The sequence below is a fragment of the Methanosarcina sp. UBA289 genome, assembly GCA_002496565.1.
Lineage (GTDB): Archaea > Halobacteriota > Methanosarcinia > Methanosarcinales > Methanosarcinaceae > Methanosarcina.
Genome location: DAKJ01000018.1, coordinates 13,033 through 30,493, shown reverse-complemented (window position 1 = coordinate 30,493; position 17,461 = coordinate 13,033). Strand labels below are relative to the sequence as shown.

Sequence of the window (17,461 nt, the reverse complement as noted above, 5' to 3'; positions counted from 1 at the left end):
GTTTATATAAAAGCAACTGATTACGCTTTCGTCAAAAATGAGGCTTTAACAGTTCCAAATTTTATTTACATTAAAATATATTGCACGAGAATTGTGAGCCAAATCAATGATATATTCAGGACTCATGAACGTTTAAAAGTTAGTTTTTGAACTGACTTTGCTGATCATGAACACCTATCACTAATAACACCTATCAATACTTAATTCACGTGATGTACGTAAGAATTGTTACTCTTTGTGACAAGGAGTATGTCACGAATGGCCTTGTACTACCCTTTCCGTTTGGGTAATCTCGTTATGAGGCCATCAGTAGTAATGCAGATAAGAATAAAAAATTTAAGACTTATTTTTGAAAAAACTTGTATGAGGTGCATCAGTGTAATGCAGACATACGCATTCCTAACTCTAATATAAAGATTGAAAAAAGCCTTTAAGTCTAGTTTAGGTTATCTGCAAGGATAGAAATATACTTGGATTTTGAGGTTTCTAGGGAAGGGCAATTATATAGGTTCGATGCTACTTAAAAGACCTTAACTCCCAGCAAACTGAACAAAATCATAAAAGTAATCACTTACAATTCCGCTAAAAATTAACCTTTAATCAATTTATCTGTCAAAAATGTGATGAGAGAAGTGATCGGCTAAATGGAGATTATAACCAAAAATAAGGTGGTCAAGGCAACACTAGGAAGTATTTTGAGCCTGGCCATAATGTCGCTAACACCGGCAATAGCAGCTGCCAGTGAGGCGAATCTTAAAATTCCGAATTTAAGCCAGGGGCAAAACAATTTGCTGCTCTGGGGTATCGTAGTCTGTGTATTAGGTATGCTGTTCGGCCTTTACCAGTTTATGAAGGTGAAAGGAATCAGGGCTCACAAGTCCATGCTTGACGTGGCCGACACAATTTACGAGACCTGTAAAACATATCTTATCCAGCAGGGTAAACTGCTGTGCATATTATTTGTTTTTATCGGCTTCTGTATAGCCTTTTACTTTGGCTTCCTTCAAAAAATGTCTCTGAGCGGAGTATTGCTCATCCTGGGCTGGACCGTATTAGGGATACTGGGTTCTTACTCTGTTGCCTGGTACGGAATTCGTATGAATACCCTGGCTAACAGCAGAACCGCATTCGTTTCCCTAGAAAAAAAACCCCTGAAACTGTTAAATATTGCTCTCGATGCAGGAATGAGTATAGGAGTGGTTCTTGTCTGCGTTGAGCTAATAATGATGTTAATTATACTGCTGTTTGTTCCAAGAGAATTGGCTGGAGCAAGCTTTATAGGCTTTGCAGTCGGAGAATCTCTGGGAGCCAGCGCCTTACGTATTGCAGGCGGGATATTCACCAAGATCGCCGATATCGGCTCCGACCTGATGAAAATCGTTTTTGGAATAAAAGAGGATGACCCGCGTAATCCCGGTGTTATTGCCGACTGCACTGGAGATAATGCAGGTGACAGCGTAGGACCAACCGCAGACGGATTCGAAACCTATGGTGTAACAGGAGTCGCACTTGTCACCTTCATAGTTCTAGCTGTACAGCCTAACCTGACCGGCATCCTGCTTACCTGGATCTTTGTCATGCGTATACTCATGATCATTACCTCCGTAGCCTCTTTCTACATCAACAGGGCACTCAGCCAGGCAAGATTCAGCGGCAAAGATGATTTTGATTTTGAACAGCCTCTGACTAGTCTGGTATGGATTACCTCGATTTTCTCCATAGTTGGAACCTTTGCCGTAAGCTATTACACGCTGGGACCGAGTTCCGGAGTTCCTGCCGAGTTGCAGAATCTCTGGCTGGTACTCTCGATAATCATAAGCTGTGGTACTCTGGGAGCGGCTTTAATTCCCGAATTTACCAAAATCTTTACCAGCCCGAATTCCAAGCACGTAGCCGAAGTTGTCAAAGCTTCCAGAGAAGGCGGTCCGTCTCTTAATATTCTTTCAGGACTGGTTGCAGGTAACTTCAGCTCCTTCTGGATCGGTATGGTCTTCATCTTGTTGATGTTCATTGCCTACTATGCCAGCGGATTTGGCCTGAGTGAGATAATGATCTATCCCTCTATATTCGCGTTCGGCCTGGTGGCCTTTGGGATGCTGGGCATGGGTCCTGTTACCATAGCAGTTGACAGTTATGGACCTGTAACGGATAACGCTCAATCCATTTACGAACTGTCACTTATAGAAACCATTCCCAAAATAAAGGAACATATTCAGAAAGAATTCAACTTCAAACCGGATTTCGATAAAGCCAAACATTATCTGGAAGCCAACGATGGAGCAGGAAATACCTTTAAGGCTACAGCCAAACCGGTCTTAATAGGTACAGCTGTTGTTGGCGCTACAACGATGATTTTCTCCTTGATTCTTGTTATTAAAGATGTTCTTGGAGTACAGCCTGAAGAAATCCTGACTCTGCTCAATCCCTATACTATCTTTGGATTATTAGCAGGCGGCTGTGTAATTTACTGGTTTACTGGGGCATCAACCCAGGCCGTAAGTACTGGAGCCTATCGAGCAGTTGAATATATCAAGAAGAATATACAGCTTGATGAAAACGCGAGTCAGAAAGCAGCTACTGAAAAGTCTAAAGAAGTGGTAAAAATCTGTACTCAGTATGCACAGCAGGGTATGTTCAATATTTTTATCGCCATATTCTCTTTTACTCTGGCGTTTTCTTGCCTCTCTGCTCCAATAGCCTCGAAAGACTCTGTGGCGCTTTTCATCGCTTATCTGATTTCCATTGCAGTATTTGGATTGTTCCAGGCCGTGTTCATGGCAAATGCCGGAGGATGCTGGGATAATGCCAAAAAAGTAGTGGAAGTAGATCTGCAGGAAAAAGGCACTAGTTTACATGAAGCCACTGTGGTGGGCGATACGGTAGGCGATCCATTTAAAGATACTTCCTCAGTTGCTCTGAACCCAATTATCAAGTTCACCACCCTGTTTGGTCTACTAGCCATGGAAATCGCTATTTCCGAGTCATTCCGAAATATAGCTCCCTATGCAGGTGCCATATTCCTTTTGATTGGCTTGATCTTTGTCTGGCGTTCATTCTATGGAATGAGAATCCCGACACAGGATTAATAAAGGAATTATTAGCCTAACTAGGTAAAAATATTGGATCAAGCCTCCCAGCCTATAGTTGTGAGGCTTCGAATATTTATTTCACGAAATAGTAAATCTTGTTCTCAAACTTTTTTCATTATGAATACGTCCACTTCCCTAGAGTACTTTTATTGGTAAGCCTATGGTATTCACAATTTCTCTTGAAATGAAATTTCATTGAACATAGTTCGAATTTCTTTTTTCTGAAACATAAAAACTGATTTCTATACAATGATAAGTTCCCAATGATAAGTTCCCTTGACCTTTTTTTCTTCAGAACGGTGAGGCAAAAAAGAACTGGGAAGACTGAGGGTCTAAGTAAATAAATATAAGTAAATAAATAAATAAATAAATAAATAAATAAATAAATAAATAAATAAATAAATAACTAACTAACTAACTAACTAACTAACTAACTAAATAAATAAATAAATGAATAAATATAATCAAATAAAATTGAAATTACTATACAGAATTGAAATTCTAAAGATATAAGGAAATAACTAAAATTCTAAAGAAGCAGGAGCTAAAAGCTCAACATATAAGGAAAAGTTCCATTAATTCAACATATTAAAAAAAGCTCCATTGACCTTTGTTAGATTGATAAGTAGAAGTAGTGTGAGCGGGTTGGGGAGTGGGGGGTCATATGGGGAGTGGGGGGTATGGTATGTGAAAAAAGTTTCCCGCTCACATTACTCACATTACCCCTATTCAAACTAATTATATAAATAACTATGCATTCTATCCAACTTATTATAATAAAAGTGTTATATTACACTAGTGACCAGAGCTTAGTAACTGGATTTAATCTTCTTAAAGCGACTATGCAATGGATAAAAGTCCTGCGAAGAGATGAAGAGGGTTTTAAGAATCGATCCCTGGCCTCCCAGCCTCCGGGAGACGGATTTTAGAAACTTTTACGGACAAGAAATACATGCCGGAAATTAACAAGAAACTATATACTTAGTTAAGGGTTTTTTAGTGCTATGAACCTCCACAGGCTTTTGATTTACGGAGCAGCTTTTACTATAATGGGACTCTCTAATGCTGTTGTCCCTATCCTTCCGGAGCTTGCGAGCCTGAGTAATAATTCCCCTGGAGGGTTCGCCTTAAGCCTGTTATTTTCCGCCTACTTCCTTGGAGCTCTGGGAACAATGCTCCCTTTTGGAATTCTCGCGGATAGGTTCGGTAATTTTAAGTTCATAGCACTAGGTATCATTCTGACGTTCAGTTCAGGGTTGATAATTCTACTTTCCGAGAACCTCTGGATTCTTTTAATTGCAAGGTTTATAGAAGGTTCGGCCTGTGGAGCCTTTTTTCCGTCTTCTTTTGCTATATTATCAAAACTCAGCAATCCAGGGCGCTATCTAGGAGAGCTTACTTTTCTTTTTAATGCCGGCTTGGCAGCAGGAGCCTTTCTCTCAGGGGTGCTGGCAGAAACCTATTTGAAAGGAGCAATTCTGATTTTCACGATTCTTACCTTCCTTTTGACCACTTCCCTGCTTTTCAGGTACAAAGAACTGGCTTGTCCTGAAATCTTAGGGAAAACAAGTGCATTAAAAAGTCCCGATTTTTTCAGAAAGCCTTATAGGGAAATTAAGGATCTCCTGAACTGTGGCAGTTTTGGACTCTGGCTCAGTTCTTTCTTGCTTAACGGAGCCATCGGAGTGCTTTTGGCCTACTATCCTGACTACAGCTTGGGCACTATAACAAAAACTCACCTTGGGATCTTGATTTCCAGCCTTTATATTTGTGCAATGATTACCTCTCTTCTTGGAGGGTATTTCAAATTAAATGAAAAAACTTTAATTCGAATTGGATTAGGGTTTTCTGCCCTTGGAGCTCTCTCTGCAATAAAATATCCCTTGCTGGGATTCTCAAGCCTTGGTGGAGGGTCCGGAATTGCAACTGTAGGCTTTGCCCTTGCGGTTGCCAGAATAAACGCTGACAGAGGTCTTGTAATGGGGCTTTTTAACACGACTATCTATGCTGGGCTTTCGCTTTCCCCAATTGTTGCAGGTTTTTTTACAGACTTTGTGAGCATTGAAAAGTTGTTTATAGCAAACGGCTGTATTCTCGCAGTTACTCTTATTTTGAAAAAGTAAAGATTCCTTAATGGATATTTATCTCGGTTTTATATCAATAAGCTTCTTTTGATATATTGCAGAGAATATTGCGTAAAATATTTATTCAAAGGAATTTTCTGATATTTAGGAAAATTTTTAGAAATAATAGTCGTTTTTAGAAATAGAAGCAGTTCTCTAAAATAGAGTAGTTCTCCGAGATAAAGTGTTTTTTTAAAAGTAATAATAATTTTAGAAACCGGAAATATAAGCACTGAGTAGAAAATCAGTATAGGGCTCAATACATAAACTCGAATTGTCTATGAACCTCAAAAAACTAACACTCTATTCTTCAGTTTTTGCGCTCCAGGGTCTCTCAAACGCAGTAATCCCTGTTCTTCCAGAACTTGCTGGAGGAGAGAGCGGAGGTTCTGTGATTTCAAGCCTTATTTTTTCAGGATATTTTATGGGAGCTTTTCTTGCTCTTGTGCCACTTGGAATTCTAGCAGACAGGATCGGGAGCCTTAAGGTGATAAGATTTGGAATGCTTCTTACTGCCTTATCGGGTCTTGTTATTACATTTTCGGACACCCCGTGGATTCTTGGAATTTTCAGGTTCTTAGAAGGAGTCGGTTGTGGGGCTTTTTTTCCTGCAGCTTTTTCAATACTTGCAGAATGGAAGGATAGCCAGCAAAGCCTTGGCGAATTTAACTTCCTGCTAAACGGTGGGCTAGCTGCAGGTGTTTTCTTCTCAGGGTTGCTTTCCGGGTTTGGAATTAAAACCGCAATATCCAGCTTCACTTTCCTTGCAGGTTTTTCCTGCATTCTCCTCCTCTCGAGAACCGGAGAACTACTTTCTCCGAAAATAAACGGGAAAGAGTTAATCCATGAAAAAAATGAAACCCATGTAAAAAATCATCAAGATACCCTTTTACTCCCTGAATTAAAAAATTACCTAAAAAAAGCCAGAAGAACTCTATTTAATACCAATTTTGGGAAAATATGGGGAATTTCAGTACTTCTTTATGGGACAACAGGCCTGTTAAATGCGAACTATGCCGATTACAGTGCTGGCTTTCTGACAAAACCCGAACTTGGGCTGGCAATTTCAGTATCTTATCTGGCTGCAATGATGAGTTCCCTGATTGCAGGCAAGGCAGATATCAATTCTAATAATATAATAAGGACAGGAATAGTTCTTGCAGCAGCAGGTATCTTTCTTTCGGTAAAGCTGCCTTTACTGGCTTTTTTTCTGATAGGGGCAGGAGGAGGAACCGCGGTAGTGGGGTTAATTATAGCTGTTTCCAGAATCAACTCCAGTGGCTTCGTAATGGGGCTTTTTAACACCGGAATCTATGCAGGGCTCGGGTTTGGTCCTGTGCTTGGAAGCTTCTTCTTGGGACCCTTAGGTTATGAGGTCGTATTTATCGGAAGTGCCGTTGCACTTCTTTCAGTATTCTTTATAAAACTTGAGTAAAAGTACCCTGAAAAATTTCCTGAGCAGACACTCTGAGTATAAAATCGAAGATGGCAAAATCTATTTCAGGAAACCTCGGCTCTCCACATAAGTTTTAATAGGCACAAAAACACTATGCTATAAATAATATCTAACATTTGAAATCCGGTGATTAATTGAAAGTCAAGTCAAGAGTTCAACTGAGAAAGAATGTCAAGAACAAAATGTTGAAAGACCTTGTATCCACTTTTGGCGAAGAAATGTCAGGGCTGGAAAACAAAACCCTGGAAAAAATTACCCTTGAAGAATATTCCCTTATTCTGGTGGATGGCAAGCCTTTGCTTTTCGAAATCGAAGGACATCTTTTTCCTACCGTTCGTGGAGCTCTTGAGATGGGACTTCAAAAACGGGTTGTAACTGTGGATAAAGGAGCTATCCGTTTTGTTTCAAACGGTGCGGATATAATGGCCCCTGGAGTTGTGGCTGCAGATCCAGATATCAAAAAAGGAGACTTCGTAATCATAGTAGAAGAGACTCATCAAAAGCCTCTCGCAATAGGAAAAGCCCTTATGGAAGGATTGGAAATGGTCGAAGCTACTTCGGGTAAAGCCATAAAGTCTATAACTCATGTAGGAGACAAACTCTGGAACATGGAGCTCTGAAAGTCCCCTAAATAAATATATTTTCATTAAATGAAACCTGGGTCAGGGAATGAGAATTTCCTGAAACAGAAATAAAACCAGAATCAGCTTTATAATAGCAAAATTAATTAATATAGATTTCAATATAGGACAATGCGATTCGAATTTTAAAAAATACAATAGGTGCGCATAAATGGCAAAACTCATAGACAAGCTCCTTGGCAGCAATGTAAAAAGTCCAACCAGTCCCGAAGATTACACTGAAATCGATCTCAGCAAATATGAGGAAGTTCTCGAGGACGAGCCTGCAGAAACTTATGTAAAGATTGCGGAAATCTCGAGTATTAACCAGGTATCCCAGCTCAAGCAGGAAATCTATAATGGAAACATCCTGATGGTAGATATTTCAAACATCAGGGGAGATGACCTTCTGAGAGATAGGGTTTTAAAAGAGCTCAAAGACGTTATTATCGATGTACATGGGGATATTGCAGGAGTCAAAGGAAATACCGTAATTGTAACCCCTACAGGCATTAAAATCGACAGATCCAAACTTACTGGTGGAAAATATTGAATCCGGATTTTTATAAACAGGAAAGGTTTGAAACAAAAATCTGCTGCCCTCTGTGCCATACAGATCTTGTGATGAACTGGCAGAGAGATAATATTCCCTATTTTGGGGAAATCCTATACGTCAGTGCAAGATGCCAGTGCAGTTTCCGTTTTGCAGATACCATGATTCTCTCGAGTAAAGAGCCCATGCGCTATGAGATGCCAGTTGAAACTCTTGAAGACCTGGATGCAAGAGTCATCCGTTCAACCTCAGGAACAATACGCATTCCGGAAATGGGAGTTACCATCGAACCTGGATCGGTTTCGGAGTCATATATAACGAATATAGAAGGTGTAATGCAGCGGGTCCGCGAAGTCCTTCTGACCGCGAGCAGGTGGGTACAGGGAGATGAAGAGAAATCCTCCCGTAGTGAGGAACTTCTGGGTATGATTGAAGAAGTGATCCAGGGAAAGAGAAGAATCACAGTCATAATCGAAGATCCGCTAGGGAACAGCGCGATCATTTCAAAGAAGGTAAAAGCTACCAAACTCTCCGAAGAAGAAGCAAAGAAGCTAAATACCGGCATGATTGTTTTCGATGTTGACAAATCCGAGCTCGTACACGATGTCTCAGACAATGTTCAGCCCCTCGGAGGAGATTAATTCTTTTTTCCGGTTTTTCGAAGCCTGACAAATTCCAGGGGCTACTTCCAATATAGTTATTAACTTTTATTCCATAAAGGCAGGCATATTGCGGAATATGAAGGCAATTTCACGTCAGGGTGCCGCATTCTTAAGAGCCAAATCTCTCAAAATGTCACCCCTCAAATGTGACCGCTCGGAAAACCTTCTATAGAATTTCCGGAGAAAAAGTATGCTCAGGATTATTGTATTTCTTGGGCAAGCCTTTAAATTTCCCGAGAACTGTATCCAAAAGAACTGTATATTTCTCTCAGAAAATTCTAATTGGCACTGAAGGCATGAGAATTGAATCTACTCTTATCTCTCTTAGAATTAGATCAAATAAACGCCAATTAAATATAATTCTGAGAATTTAGAATTATCTAAGAATTATTCAATCTATCTAAGAGTTCAATCTATTTAAGAGTTTAAGATTTGTTTTAGATTATCAGATTATAATAGTACGGTGAAGGTATGGCAGAAAGCGAAAAAGAAGCAGCACTCCCTCCAAAAGATGAATTCAGCGAATGGTATAATGAACTCCTGTGGATGGCCGAAATAATGGACGTCCGCTATCCTGTAAAAGGATTATACGTCTGGTATCCTTTCGGTTTTGCAATCCGGAGAAACACCTATAATATTATCAGAGAAATTCTTGACAACAGCGGGCACCAGGAAGCTCTCTTCCCTCTTCTTATCCCGGAAAACGAGTTCATGAAAGAAGCCGAGCATATAAAAGGCTTTGAAGACGAAGTGTACTGGGTAACCCACGGTGGAAGAGATCCTCTTGACATCCCTCTGGCCCTCCGCCCAACAAGTGAAACTGCCATTTATCCGATGTACAAAATGTGGGTCAGGTCCCATGCGGATTTACCTGTCAAAATTTATCAAATAGTCAATACTTTCCGCTACGAGACAAAACATACCCGTCCTCTTATAAGGCTTCGAGAGATTACCTCCTTTAAAGAAGCTCATACAGTCCATGCTACCTGGGAAGATGCAGAAGCTCAGGTTAAGGAAGCTGTCAGACTCTATACCGAGATCTACCGCAGACTTGGAGTCCCTGTGCTTCGCTCAAGGAGACCTGATTGGGATAAATTCCCGGGTGCAGACTATACCGATGCTCTTGATGCTGTCATGCCTGACGGAAAGACCCTTCAGATAGGGACTGTCCACCATCTGGGGGATAATTTTGCAAAAACTTTTGATATTAAGTATGAAGCTGCTGACGGAGAACAGCGTTATGCCCACCAGACTTGTTACGGAATTTCAGAGAGGTCTATTGCAGCTACAATTTCTATTCATGGAGATGACAAAGGGCTGGTTTTACCCCCAGAAATCGCGCCTGTACAGGTTGTCATTATCCCGATTATCTTCAAGAAAGGAGCCGAAGAGGTTCTTGCAGCCTGCAAAGATGTCAAGGAACGTCTGACGAAAACTGGAGTCAGAGTCGAAATCGATGCAAGTGACCTTCGTCCCGGAGCAAAGTACTACAAATGGGAAATGAAAGGTGTACCCCTTAGGCTCGAAATCGGGCCCAGAGACCTTCAGAATAATGTTGCTGTAGCTGTCAGGAGAGATACCGGAGAAAAAGAACAGATTCTACTCACTGAAATCGAAGCCGGCGTGAGATCGAGATTTGAGGCAATCCACGAAAATCTGTACCAAAAAGCGAAAGCCGAACTTGAAAACCGCATATTTGACTGTACTGAACTTGAAGAAGTAAAGGAAAAAATCCAGGATGGCGTTGCAACAATACCTTGGTGCAGAAAGAGAGAATGCGGACTTGCTATGGAAGATGTAATAGGTGCAGGAATTCTTGGAATTCCTCTGGAGCAGAAAAAAGATCGAAAAGAAAAATGCCCTATATGCGGGGAAGAAACCGAAACCCGTGTGTACGTGGCAAGAACATATTAATAAAACCATAAATATAAAAAATATTTTCGTCGCAGACCCGAAAGCCGATTATTCCGAACCTTTTCCGGCTTTCACTTTTCTTTTTTATTCTTCGCAGGTTATCTTATAACCTGAGCGACTCTGAGGACAAAAATATTGGTGGTCCTTTATAATAAGTTGATATTTCTCTAGAAATCTCACATAGTTGCTTCTTTTGTATTCGGTTAAGAAATGAAATGCAAATAATGTGTTATTTTTGTAGTGATTTACGTAAACCTAAAATTGGGAAATCGATGTGTTCTGTTGATTTGAGTAGCCACTTTTAGGTTAACAGATTCCTTAACCGAATACAAATTAATTGCTTTCTGTATCTTTGTTTTATGCGTTGTGTAAGTTTTGTTTTTCTTTATGCAAGTAAGCTTAGAAAACAGGCTGATGAATAAAGTGCATCATAAATGAAATATCAACCCGCTAACGAGGAATGATCTATCTTTAAGAGAGTGTCTTAAAATTAAACTTGGTTCTATCTTAGATTCGGCAGGTCGACATTTAATTTTGATAATTTTTAATTACAGTCAACATTGCCCATTACCCAATTGTAAAAATGATTTGAATATTAAGACCGCTTCTAAGTAAATTACTCTTGTCCTATTTCTAATCTCTGTGAGTGTATAATCAAATATTTTGTAGGGTCTATTTTTTTAAGGGACAATGCCTTCTTTTCTATGAACCACCATGAAATAAAGGCTAATATGAACGTGGCTGGTAACGATAATGCGAACATCTGTATCGGGCTTATTTTTGGCATGAAGTGAGCTATTGTCTGTTGTACTGGGAAAGCGTAGATATAAAGACCATAGCTATAATCGCCATACTTATCTCCTACATTGCATAATTGTCTTACAGGTAGTTGTCCAATATATAATACAAGATATGGCAAGCATATTAATAGAGCTATTAAAAAATATGAATTATCTGAAACGTTTGCGACCAAAAGTCCGATGAAAGCGCCAAGTGCTATCCAACAATTGAATTTTATCCGGCCTTTATATAAATAAAATAGCGTGCCAATGAAGAATAATATATTATAAGCAGGATAACCCGAAGGTATCCCATTACTTATAAGCGGGTATAAATATCCACTTATTCCTATACTTTCAAGGGCGCGGATGAATACATTTAATGTCCATATATTTGACAAAACATTATTAAAATACATTAAACAAGATAATACAACGATGCTCAGAAGCACTTTTTTATCTTTTAGCAGCCCGATAGCTCCTATAATGCACAATAAGATGTACATCCTGAACTCTAAGGGTATAGTCCAAAGCGAACTATTGACATCTATGGGATATGGATTTGATGTAAATACTCCGGGGAGGGATGGAGGTTGTATAAATATAAATATGGTTTCCAAATACTTCCAAGTGTTAATATTAACAAAATATTCGCGTACTGGATAACTAGTATTAACAGGTCCTATGATAATTATAGTAAATATTACCACTGCAACGAGCCCGGGTACAATGCGAAGTGCACGCTTCCATAGGAATCTCGATGGTGTGGGATCTGAGAACCAGCTTTGAGAGATAAGATAGCCGCTTATGACAAAGAATGTGCTCACGGCAACAGCGCCCAATGCCGAAAGCAGGCTATTGTTTCCAGTCAACGGATAGGAATGATGGAGTATAACAAACACTGCGGACATAAGCCTTAAAAAGTCCAATGTATTGTTTCTTTCTATCTTCACGGTGCCCATCTTTTATTAGTTCTCCAATCGCTTTTATCTGTACTCGCCCGACATATTCTCAAAAAAATCAGAACTTACTAAGAGTACATGAGTATATTTGTAAACTTAACTAATTCATTCAATTGAATATATATTATATAGCATGTGATACAATATAACTTTTTTGATTTATTAAACAAGTCCTCTCGGCGGATTAGTACAAGGTTCCATAAATTCATAATCTTTATATAAATGCTTCAATACTGAGAGCCTCGTAAACAATATACTCTAGAGGGAAAATACCTTACTAATCTCACAAAATTGAATGCTTCAGGCAGTAATATAATAACAAAGTCTTAATATATTACAGTGGAAGAATCAGAAATTGAGTTAAATATAAGGATTTACTCAACTGATCTTTAATAGAAGCTCAATCAATATCCTGTATCTGAGTCCGAAAATAAAGATAAATAAAGTAAATTTAATTTGAGTAATATTAAAATATATTTGTTTATGGATAAATATTAAATAGTAAGTTGAATAATTCTCATTAGATCTCGGAATGAATTTAAATTTTTTTGCAAAAGCTTGCGGTCAAGCTTTTTGAGAAAAAGACTTGAGCGAAAACCTCGAGTAGCTGCATGGTCAAGAGATGCAACGCAAGCCTTTTGAGAAATGGTTTGATAGAAAACCCAGTAACTATTTGGTCAAGTAACGCTTGCATGAAGGAGATACAATAATGTCTTGGATCGAACCGGAAGTAATCAGAAAACCCAGAAGACCAATGTTTTTATGCGTCCTTTCCAATACCAAAACCGCGCATATTCCCAAGCTTTCAGCTGCAGGAAAAACGGCTGAACTTACGGACTATACGCCTGCAGGAGATGCGGAACTTATGGAAACAGGAAATATTATAAGCGTACCCGTTCTTCCCATGACTCCTCCTTATGATACCCCTACTCCTGCAATTATGACCCGTTCTGCATTGAAACTTACAGATGTTCCTTATCATTTCATTAATTCCGGTCTTATTGTAACTCCGGAAGTTCCGTGCATTGACCTCAAGGCAAAGCCCGGAGAGGATATTCGGAAACCAATTGCAGTCAATGATGTACAGGGAATCTACGAACGAGCAAAGTTCTTGGCCAAGAGGCTCAGAAACCAGGTAGATCATGTAGTCATCGGAGAAAGCATCCCGGGAGGCACAACAACCGCAATGGGAGTTTTAATGGCATTGGGATATAATGGAAATGTCAGCAGCAGTGCTGATGAGAATCCTCTTGAACTAAAAAAACAGGTTATTGAAGAAGGCTTGAAAGCATCAGGCTTGACGTTTGGCTGCCTGAAAGATGATCCCGTGAAAGCTATTGCCTGCATGGGAGATCCGATGATGCCTGCTGTTGTAGGGCTTGTCGCAGGTTTCCAGGGCACTGATGTCAGTGTCGTGCTTGCGGGGGGGACTCAGATGGTAGCAGTGTATGCCCTGATCAAACATCTGGGTTTCAATACGGAAAAGCTGGCAATTGCTACTACTCGGTACGTCGTGGAGGATAAATCCGCAAACTTTTCCGAACTTACCAGAATCCTCGGGGTGCCCGTGGTTTACGTTGCGGATCCTGGATTTGGAAAGTCCGAACTCAAAGGGCTTCAAAGATATGAGACAGGTACGATCAAAGAGGGTGCAGGCGCTGGCGGAGCAATGTATCTTGCAGGTCTCTACGGAATCTCCCAGGACGATTTCAGGACAGAAGTAGAAAATGTTTGCAAACTACTCAAAGCAGGGCATTAAAATAGCCGCCTTCTGACTGATTTTTAAGGAATTAACCCTTTTAAATAACTTTCTTAATTCAATCCTTTTCTTTATTTTTTAAATTATTTTATTCTAGCACGAAATATTGAAAAGGTTTACGAAATTTTCAGTCAAGGAATTATGAAAGACCGATGATTATTCAGAATAATATGATCTGTAACATATAAAAACGTAATAATTAAATCGTTAAATTTTATATCAACTTTAAAAAGAGAGTTTGGAGCCATTAAGGCTCTTTATAAGCTAATTTTTCCAGCTTTTTAAAAATCAAACTCCTTTTTTCAGTCCAAGTTTTAATTATAGCGGTTTAGGTGTCTTCATAAGGTTTGAAGGCGAAGATCTCATACCTATATATGTCGGTGGTTTTTGGGAGTGGAGAACGTTTATCCCCTCTGATAAATATGATTCCGAGCTCACACTTCCACAGTTCCGGCAGTAGTAGAAGACATTAGAACCTAGGACTTGACGTTTCAACGCCGTCTGGCATACGCTGCAAAACATAGAAACATTTGCGTTTCTCATGCAGGGTCCTCATCCATAAATCATAATCGAATCGAGCCTTGCAGTACCCACTTTTGTCCAGTACTTGCAAATGCTACAGTACTCCATTTTCCCATCTGAGCTCACTTTCAGTCTAGCATGGCATTTTGGACATATTTTTAGCCTTTTCGTAAACAAACCCCCTTGGATTTTCCATTTTTTTAAAACTGCAAGATCAGGTGGTCAAAAGCCCGAAAAGATACTCTGACAGTACACAAAGTATCTGAAAGAATATCAATCAGTACGGAAAACTACTGACCCTGAACCTTGAAGTTACAACTAAAATCTGTTTTTGACCTTTAAATGACAATACATTAATTCCCCCGGACAGGACCGCAGATAAAGTCTTTTTAAGCGATATGAGTTAATTGCTTAAAATCAGACCCGTCCGACCTCGCTGCAAATTGCTACAACAAGCTAATCAAATATATTATTCCTGATAAGATATAAGTTTTGGCTCAATATGAACTGCTTTTTATACAATCAAGAGGAAAAAGGATGCCGTGTGGCTAGGTCGGAGGCTCTCCATGGAGTGCTATAAAGTGAGGGGAAAATAAATTCGAAAATGACAGCAGGGATTATTGGTAGGTCTTATTAGTAGGAGTTAGACCGCTATTTAATAAGGCATTTTAATTTAATTCCATTAGTTAAATAAACATCAATTTATTGATGTCAGTTCAGTTTAACAGCAGTTCAGTTTAATAGTAGTTCAATTTAAAAGTGTTAATTAAATTCCATTAGTTTTACCGATACCGATTTAACCATAATTCAAGTCACCTATATGTCTATTAATCTAACAGAGATTGAACAATTATAATTGAATAAGTTGTTGAATAAACTATACATTGAACAGAAATTAAATAATGATATTTGTTAATAAGCGATAAGTGAGTGAAAAATAAAAATAAACGGGTTTGGAAACAATATATAATGGCCAGACTGATAATATTCTGGATTAACAGGCATTCACGTTGTCAGATTTTTCAACTCAGTTATGGCTATTAAAACGGCTCCAAGCGAAATATATAAATAAGATCATCGCTTTAGGAATGTTCGCGACAGGGTGGGCAAAACGGGCACATCCGATAACATAAGCCGCTTTAACTCAGTTGGTAGAGTGTCTGGCTGTTAACCAGAATGTCGTAGGTTCGAGCCCTGCAAGCGGCGTAAAATTTTTGCATTTTTATATTAATATTTCCTGAATGGAAAATACATATGCAAAAACTTTATTATTATAGCCATACTAAAAGTTACTAATCACGCTATTAAGTCCATAAGGGCCTGTAGCTCAGTCAGGTTAGAGCGCTCGGCTCATAACCGAGTGGTCACCGGTTCAAATCCGGTCAGGCCCATAAACTTTATATCCAAAGAATCTCTTGTATAAGGAAGCTCTAGTGTAATATATAATAACTCTCCTATCAGAAAGCCGCTTTAACTCAGTTGGTAGAGTGTCTGGCTGTTAACCAGAATGTCGTAGGTTCGAGCCCTGCAAGCGGCGTAAAATTCTTCTAATTTTTATTTTTTATCGATTACATTATTTTCTGGTTATTTTTATTTTTTTTCATTGAAAGGGACTTTCAAGGTTTATTTTACTGAAATGAGATTACTTTGCATTCTTGCCTGTTCCTTTTGGTTTATTTCATCTGAAGCCAGTTTTGAATTTGTTTTATCTGAAGCCAGCTTTGAATTTGTTTTATCTGAAGCCAGCTTTGAATTTGTTTTATCTGAACCTGCCTATTGATTAAATTTTTAAATTTTAGGAACATACAGTTTTTAATCGAATATATTTTTAAAATCATACATGGGGAGTCAGAAATTTCAGGAGAATATCAACAAATTCGATTCCTGAATAGACTTGACAATACCATGTAAAAAACTATTGATGCCTTGTGGGGGATAAGATAGTAGAAGGGTTACAGATTATAGATAATAGATAAATACAGTTTCACAGTATTACTACCATCCAACTAATAACCATAGAATAAAACTGAGGTTTATACATATGATTTCAATTAACAAAGAAGATGTAATCGTACCTTTAGATGTCCCAAAAGCAATGCGTGAAACATACGTAAATAATTATATGGAAATGACACGGGGAACCGGAAGGCTGATGCTTTTTGCAGGCGACCAGAAGGTAGAGCATCTTAACGATGACTTTTACGGAGAAGGAGTGCCTGAGGACGATGCTGATCCCGAACACCTTTTCAAGATAGCATCCCAGGCAAAAATAGGAGTTTTTGCAACCCAGCTTGGGCTTATCGCTCGCTATGGTATGGACTACAAGGATGTGCCATATCTTGTAAAGGTAAACTCCAAAACCAATCTTGTTGAGACTGCTCAGGCTGATCCTTTTAGCAACCTCTGGTATGATGTTGATCAGGTCGTTGAATTTAAGGAAAATAGCGAGCTTAATATTCTTGGTGTAGGGTATACAATCTACCTCGGCAGCGAGTTTGAAGCTGAAATGCTTGTGCAGGCCGCTCAAGTAGTTTACGATGCTCACCAGCATGGCATGTTATCCGTACTCTGGATCTATCCTCGCGGAACTGCAGTAAAAGATGAAAAAGACCCGCACCTTATTGCAGGAGCAACAGGAGTGGGAGCCTGTCTTGGTACGGACTTTGTAAAGGTCAATTATCCGAAAAAAGAAGGGGCAAAGTCTGCAGAGATCTTCAAGGAAGCTATCAGAGCCGCAGGGCGTACCAGAGTGGTTTGCGCAGGCGGTTCAAGTGATGAAGCCGAAGCCTTCCTGAAAAAGCTCTATGATCAGATTCACGTTTCTGGAGCACAGGGAAATGCAACCGGAAGAAATATTCACCAGAGAACTCTTGATGAGGCTGTCCGCATGTGCAATGCGGTCTATGCAATAACGGTTGAAGACGCAAGCGTTGAAGAGGCCCTTAAGATCTATAAGGGTAAATAACAAAGACTGCAGAAAACGATAAGATTTACAAAGGCTAATCACTGACAAGAGGCTGGG

The 17,461-nt window shown here is 39.3% G+C and carries 11 protein-coding genes and 3 tRNA genes; 12 read left to right on the top strand and 2 right to left on the bottom strand.

Annotated features, from left to right (window positions below; all coding sequences use genetic code 11):
• Window positions 1-644 precede the first annotated feature (644 nt).
• The 7 genes from BP549_RS08030 (at window position 645) to proS (ending at window position 10,417) form a co-directional block, all read left to right on the top strand.
• Window positions 645-3,086 carry a sodium-translocating pyrophosphatase gene (locus BP549_RS08030; protein WP_292379673.1) on the top strand — a complete coding sequence of 814 codons (2,442 nt, stop codon included), beginning with the start codon at window positions 645-647 and terminating at the stop codon, window positions 3,084-3,086.
• 1,007 nt (window positions 3,087-4,093) lie between these two features.
• Window positions 4,094-5,212 carry an MFS transporter gene (locus BP549_RS08025; protein ID WP_292371549.1) on the top strand — a complete coding sequence of 373 codons (1,119 nt, stop codon included), beginning with the start codon at window positions 4,094-4,096 and terminating at the stop codon, window positions 5,210-5,212.
• A 280-nt stretch (window positions 5,213-5,492) separates the two neighbouring features.
• Complete coding sequence (locus BP549_RS08020) at window positions 5,493-6,647, top strand: MFS transporter (protein ID WP_292371547.1); 1,155 nt, start codon at window positions 5,493-5,495, stop codon at window positions 6,645-6,647.
• A gap of 155 nt (window positions 6,648-6,802) precedes the next feature.
• On the top strand, window positions 6,803-7,288 hold the full coding sequence (locus BP549_RS08015) for an RNA-binding protein (protein WP_292371544.1): 486 nt from the start codon (window positions 6,803-6,805) through the stop codon (window positions 7,286-7,288).
• 172 nt (window positions 7,289-7,460) lie between these two features.
• Window positions 7,461-7,841 carry a cell division protein SepF gene (locus tag BP549_RS08010; RefSeq protein ID WP_292371542.1) on the top strand — a complete coding sequence of 127 codons (381 nt, stop codon included), beginning with the start codon at window positions 7,461-7,463 and terminating at the stop codon, window positions 7,839-7,841.
• Window positions 7,838-8,482, top strand: coding sequence for a ZPR1 zinc finger domain-containing protein (locus tag BP549_RS08005; protein WP_292371540.1), 645 nt, complete (start codon window positions 7,838-7,840; stop codon window positions 8,480-8,482). The genes BP549_RS08010 and BP549_RS08005 overlap by 4 nt, the downstream gene beginning before the upstream one ends.
• A gap of 492 nt (window positions 8,483-8,974) precedes the next feature.
• The gene (gene proS, locus BP549_RS08000; protein WP_292379672.1) at window positions 8,975-10,417 is read left to right on the top strand and encodes a proline--tRNA ligase; all 1,443 of its coding nucleotides are present in this window, start codon (window positions 8,975-8,977) and stop codon (window positions 10,415-10,417) included.
• Window positions 10,418-11,033: 616 nt separating this feature from the next.
• Here proS and BP549_RS07995 read toward each other — a convergent pair.
• Window positions 11,034-12,158: an acyltransferase family protein gene (locus BP549_RS07995; RefSeq protein WP_292379669.1), complete on the bottom strand. Its 1,125-nt coding sequence runs from the start codon at window positions 12,156-12,158 to the stop codon at window positions 11,034-11,036.
• Between the two features lie 709 nt (window positions 12,159-12,867).
• On the opposite strand from BP549_RS07995, the gene cobT reads away from it, so the two are divergent.
• On the top strand, window positions 12,868-13,917 hold the full coding sequence (cobT, locus tag BP549_RS07990; RefSeq protein ID WP_292371537.1) for a nicotinate mononucleotide-dependent phosphoribosyltransferase CobT: 1,050 nt from the start codon (window positions 12,868-12,870) through the stop codon (window positions 13,915-13,917).
• Between the two features lie 469 nt (window positions 13,918-14,386).
• Here cobT and BP549_RS07985 read toward each other — a convergent pair whose 3' ends face one another.
• A complete protein-coding gene (locus BP549_RS07985) occupies window positions 14,387-14,530 on the bottom strand; it encodes a hypothetical protein (RefSeq protein ID WP_292379666.1) in 144 nt (47 codons plus the stop codon).
• Window positions 14,531-15,572: 1,042 nt separating this feature from the next.
• On the opposite strand from BP549_RS07985, the gene BP549_RS07980 reads away from it, so the two are divergent.
• The 4 genes from BP549_RS07980 to BP549_RS07965 all read left to right on the top strand — a co-directional run bounded on the left by BP549_RS07980 (window position 15,573) and on the right by BP549_RS07965 (window position 17,404).
• Window positions 15,573-15,645 (top strand) — tRNA-Asn (locus tag BP549_RS07980).
• A gap of 110 nt (window positions 15,646-15,755) precedes the next feature.
• Window positions 15,756-15,830, top strand: a tRNA-Ile gene (locus BP549_RS07975).
• 73 nt (window positions 15,831-15,903) lie between these two features.
• A tRNA-Asn gene (locus BP549_RS07970) sits at window positions 15,904-15,976 on the top strand.
• 504 nt (window positions 15,977-16,480) lie between these two features.
• Window positions 16,481-17,404 carry an aldolase gene (locus tag BP549_RS07965; protein ID WP_292379662.1) on the top strand — a complete coding sequence of 308 codons (924 nt, stop codon included), beginning with the start codon at window positions 16,481-16,483 and terminating at the stop codon, window positions 17,402-17,404.
• The last annotated feature ends 57 nt before the right edge of the window (window positions 17,405-17,461 follow it).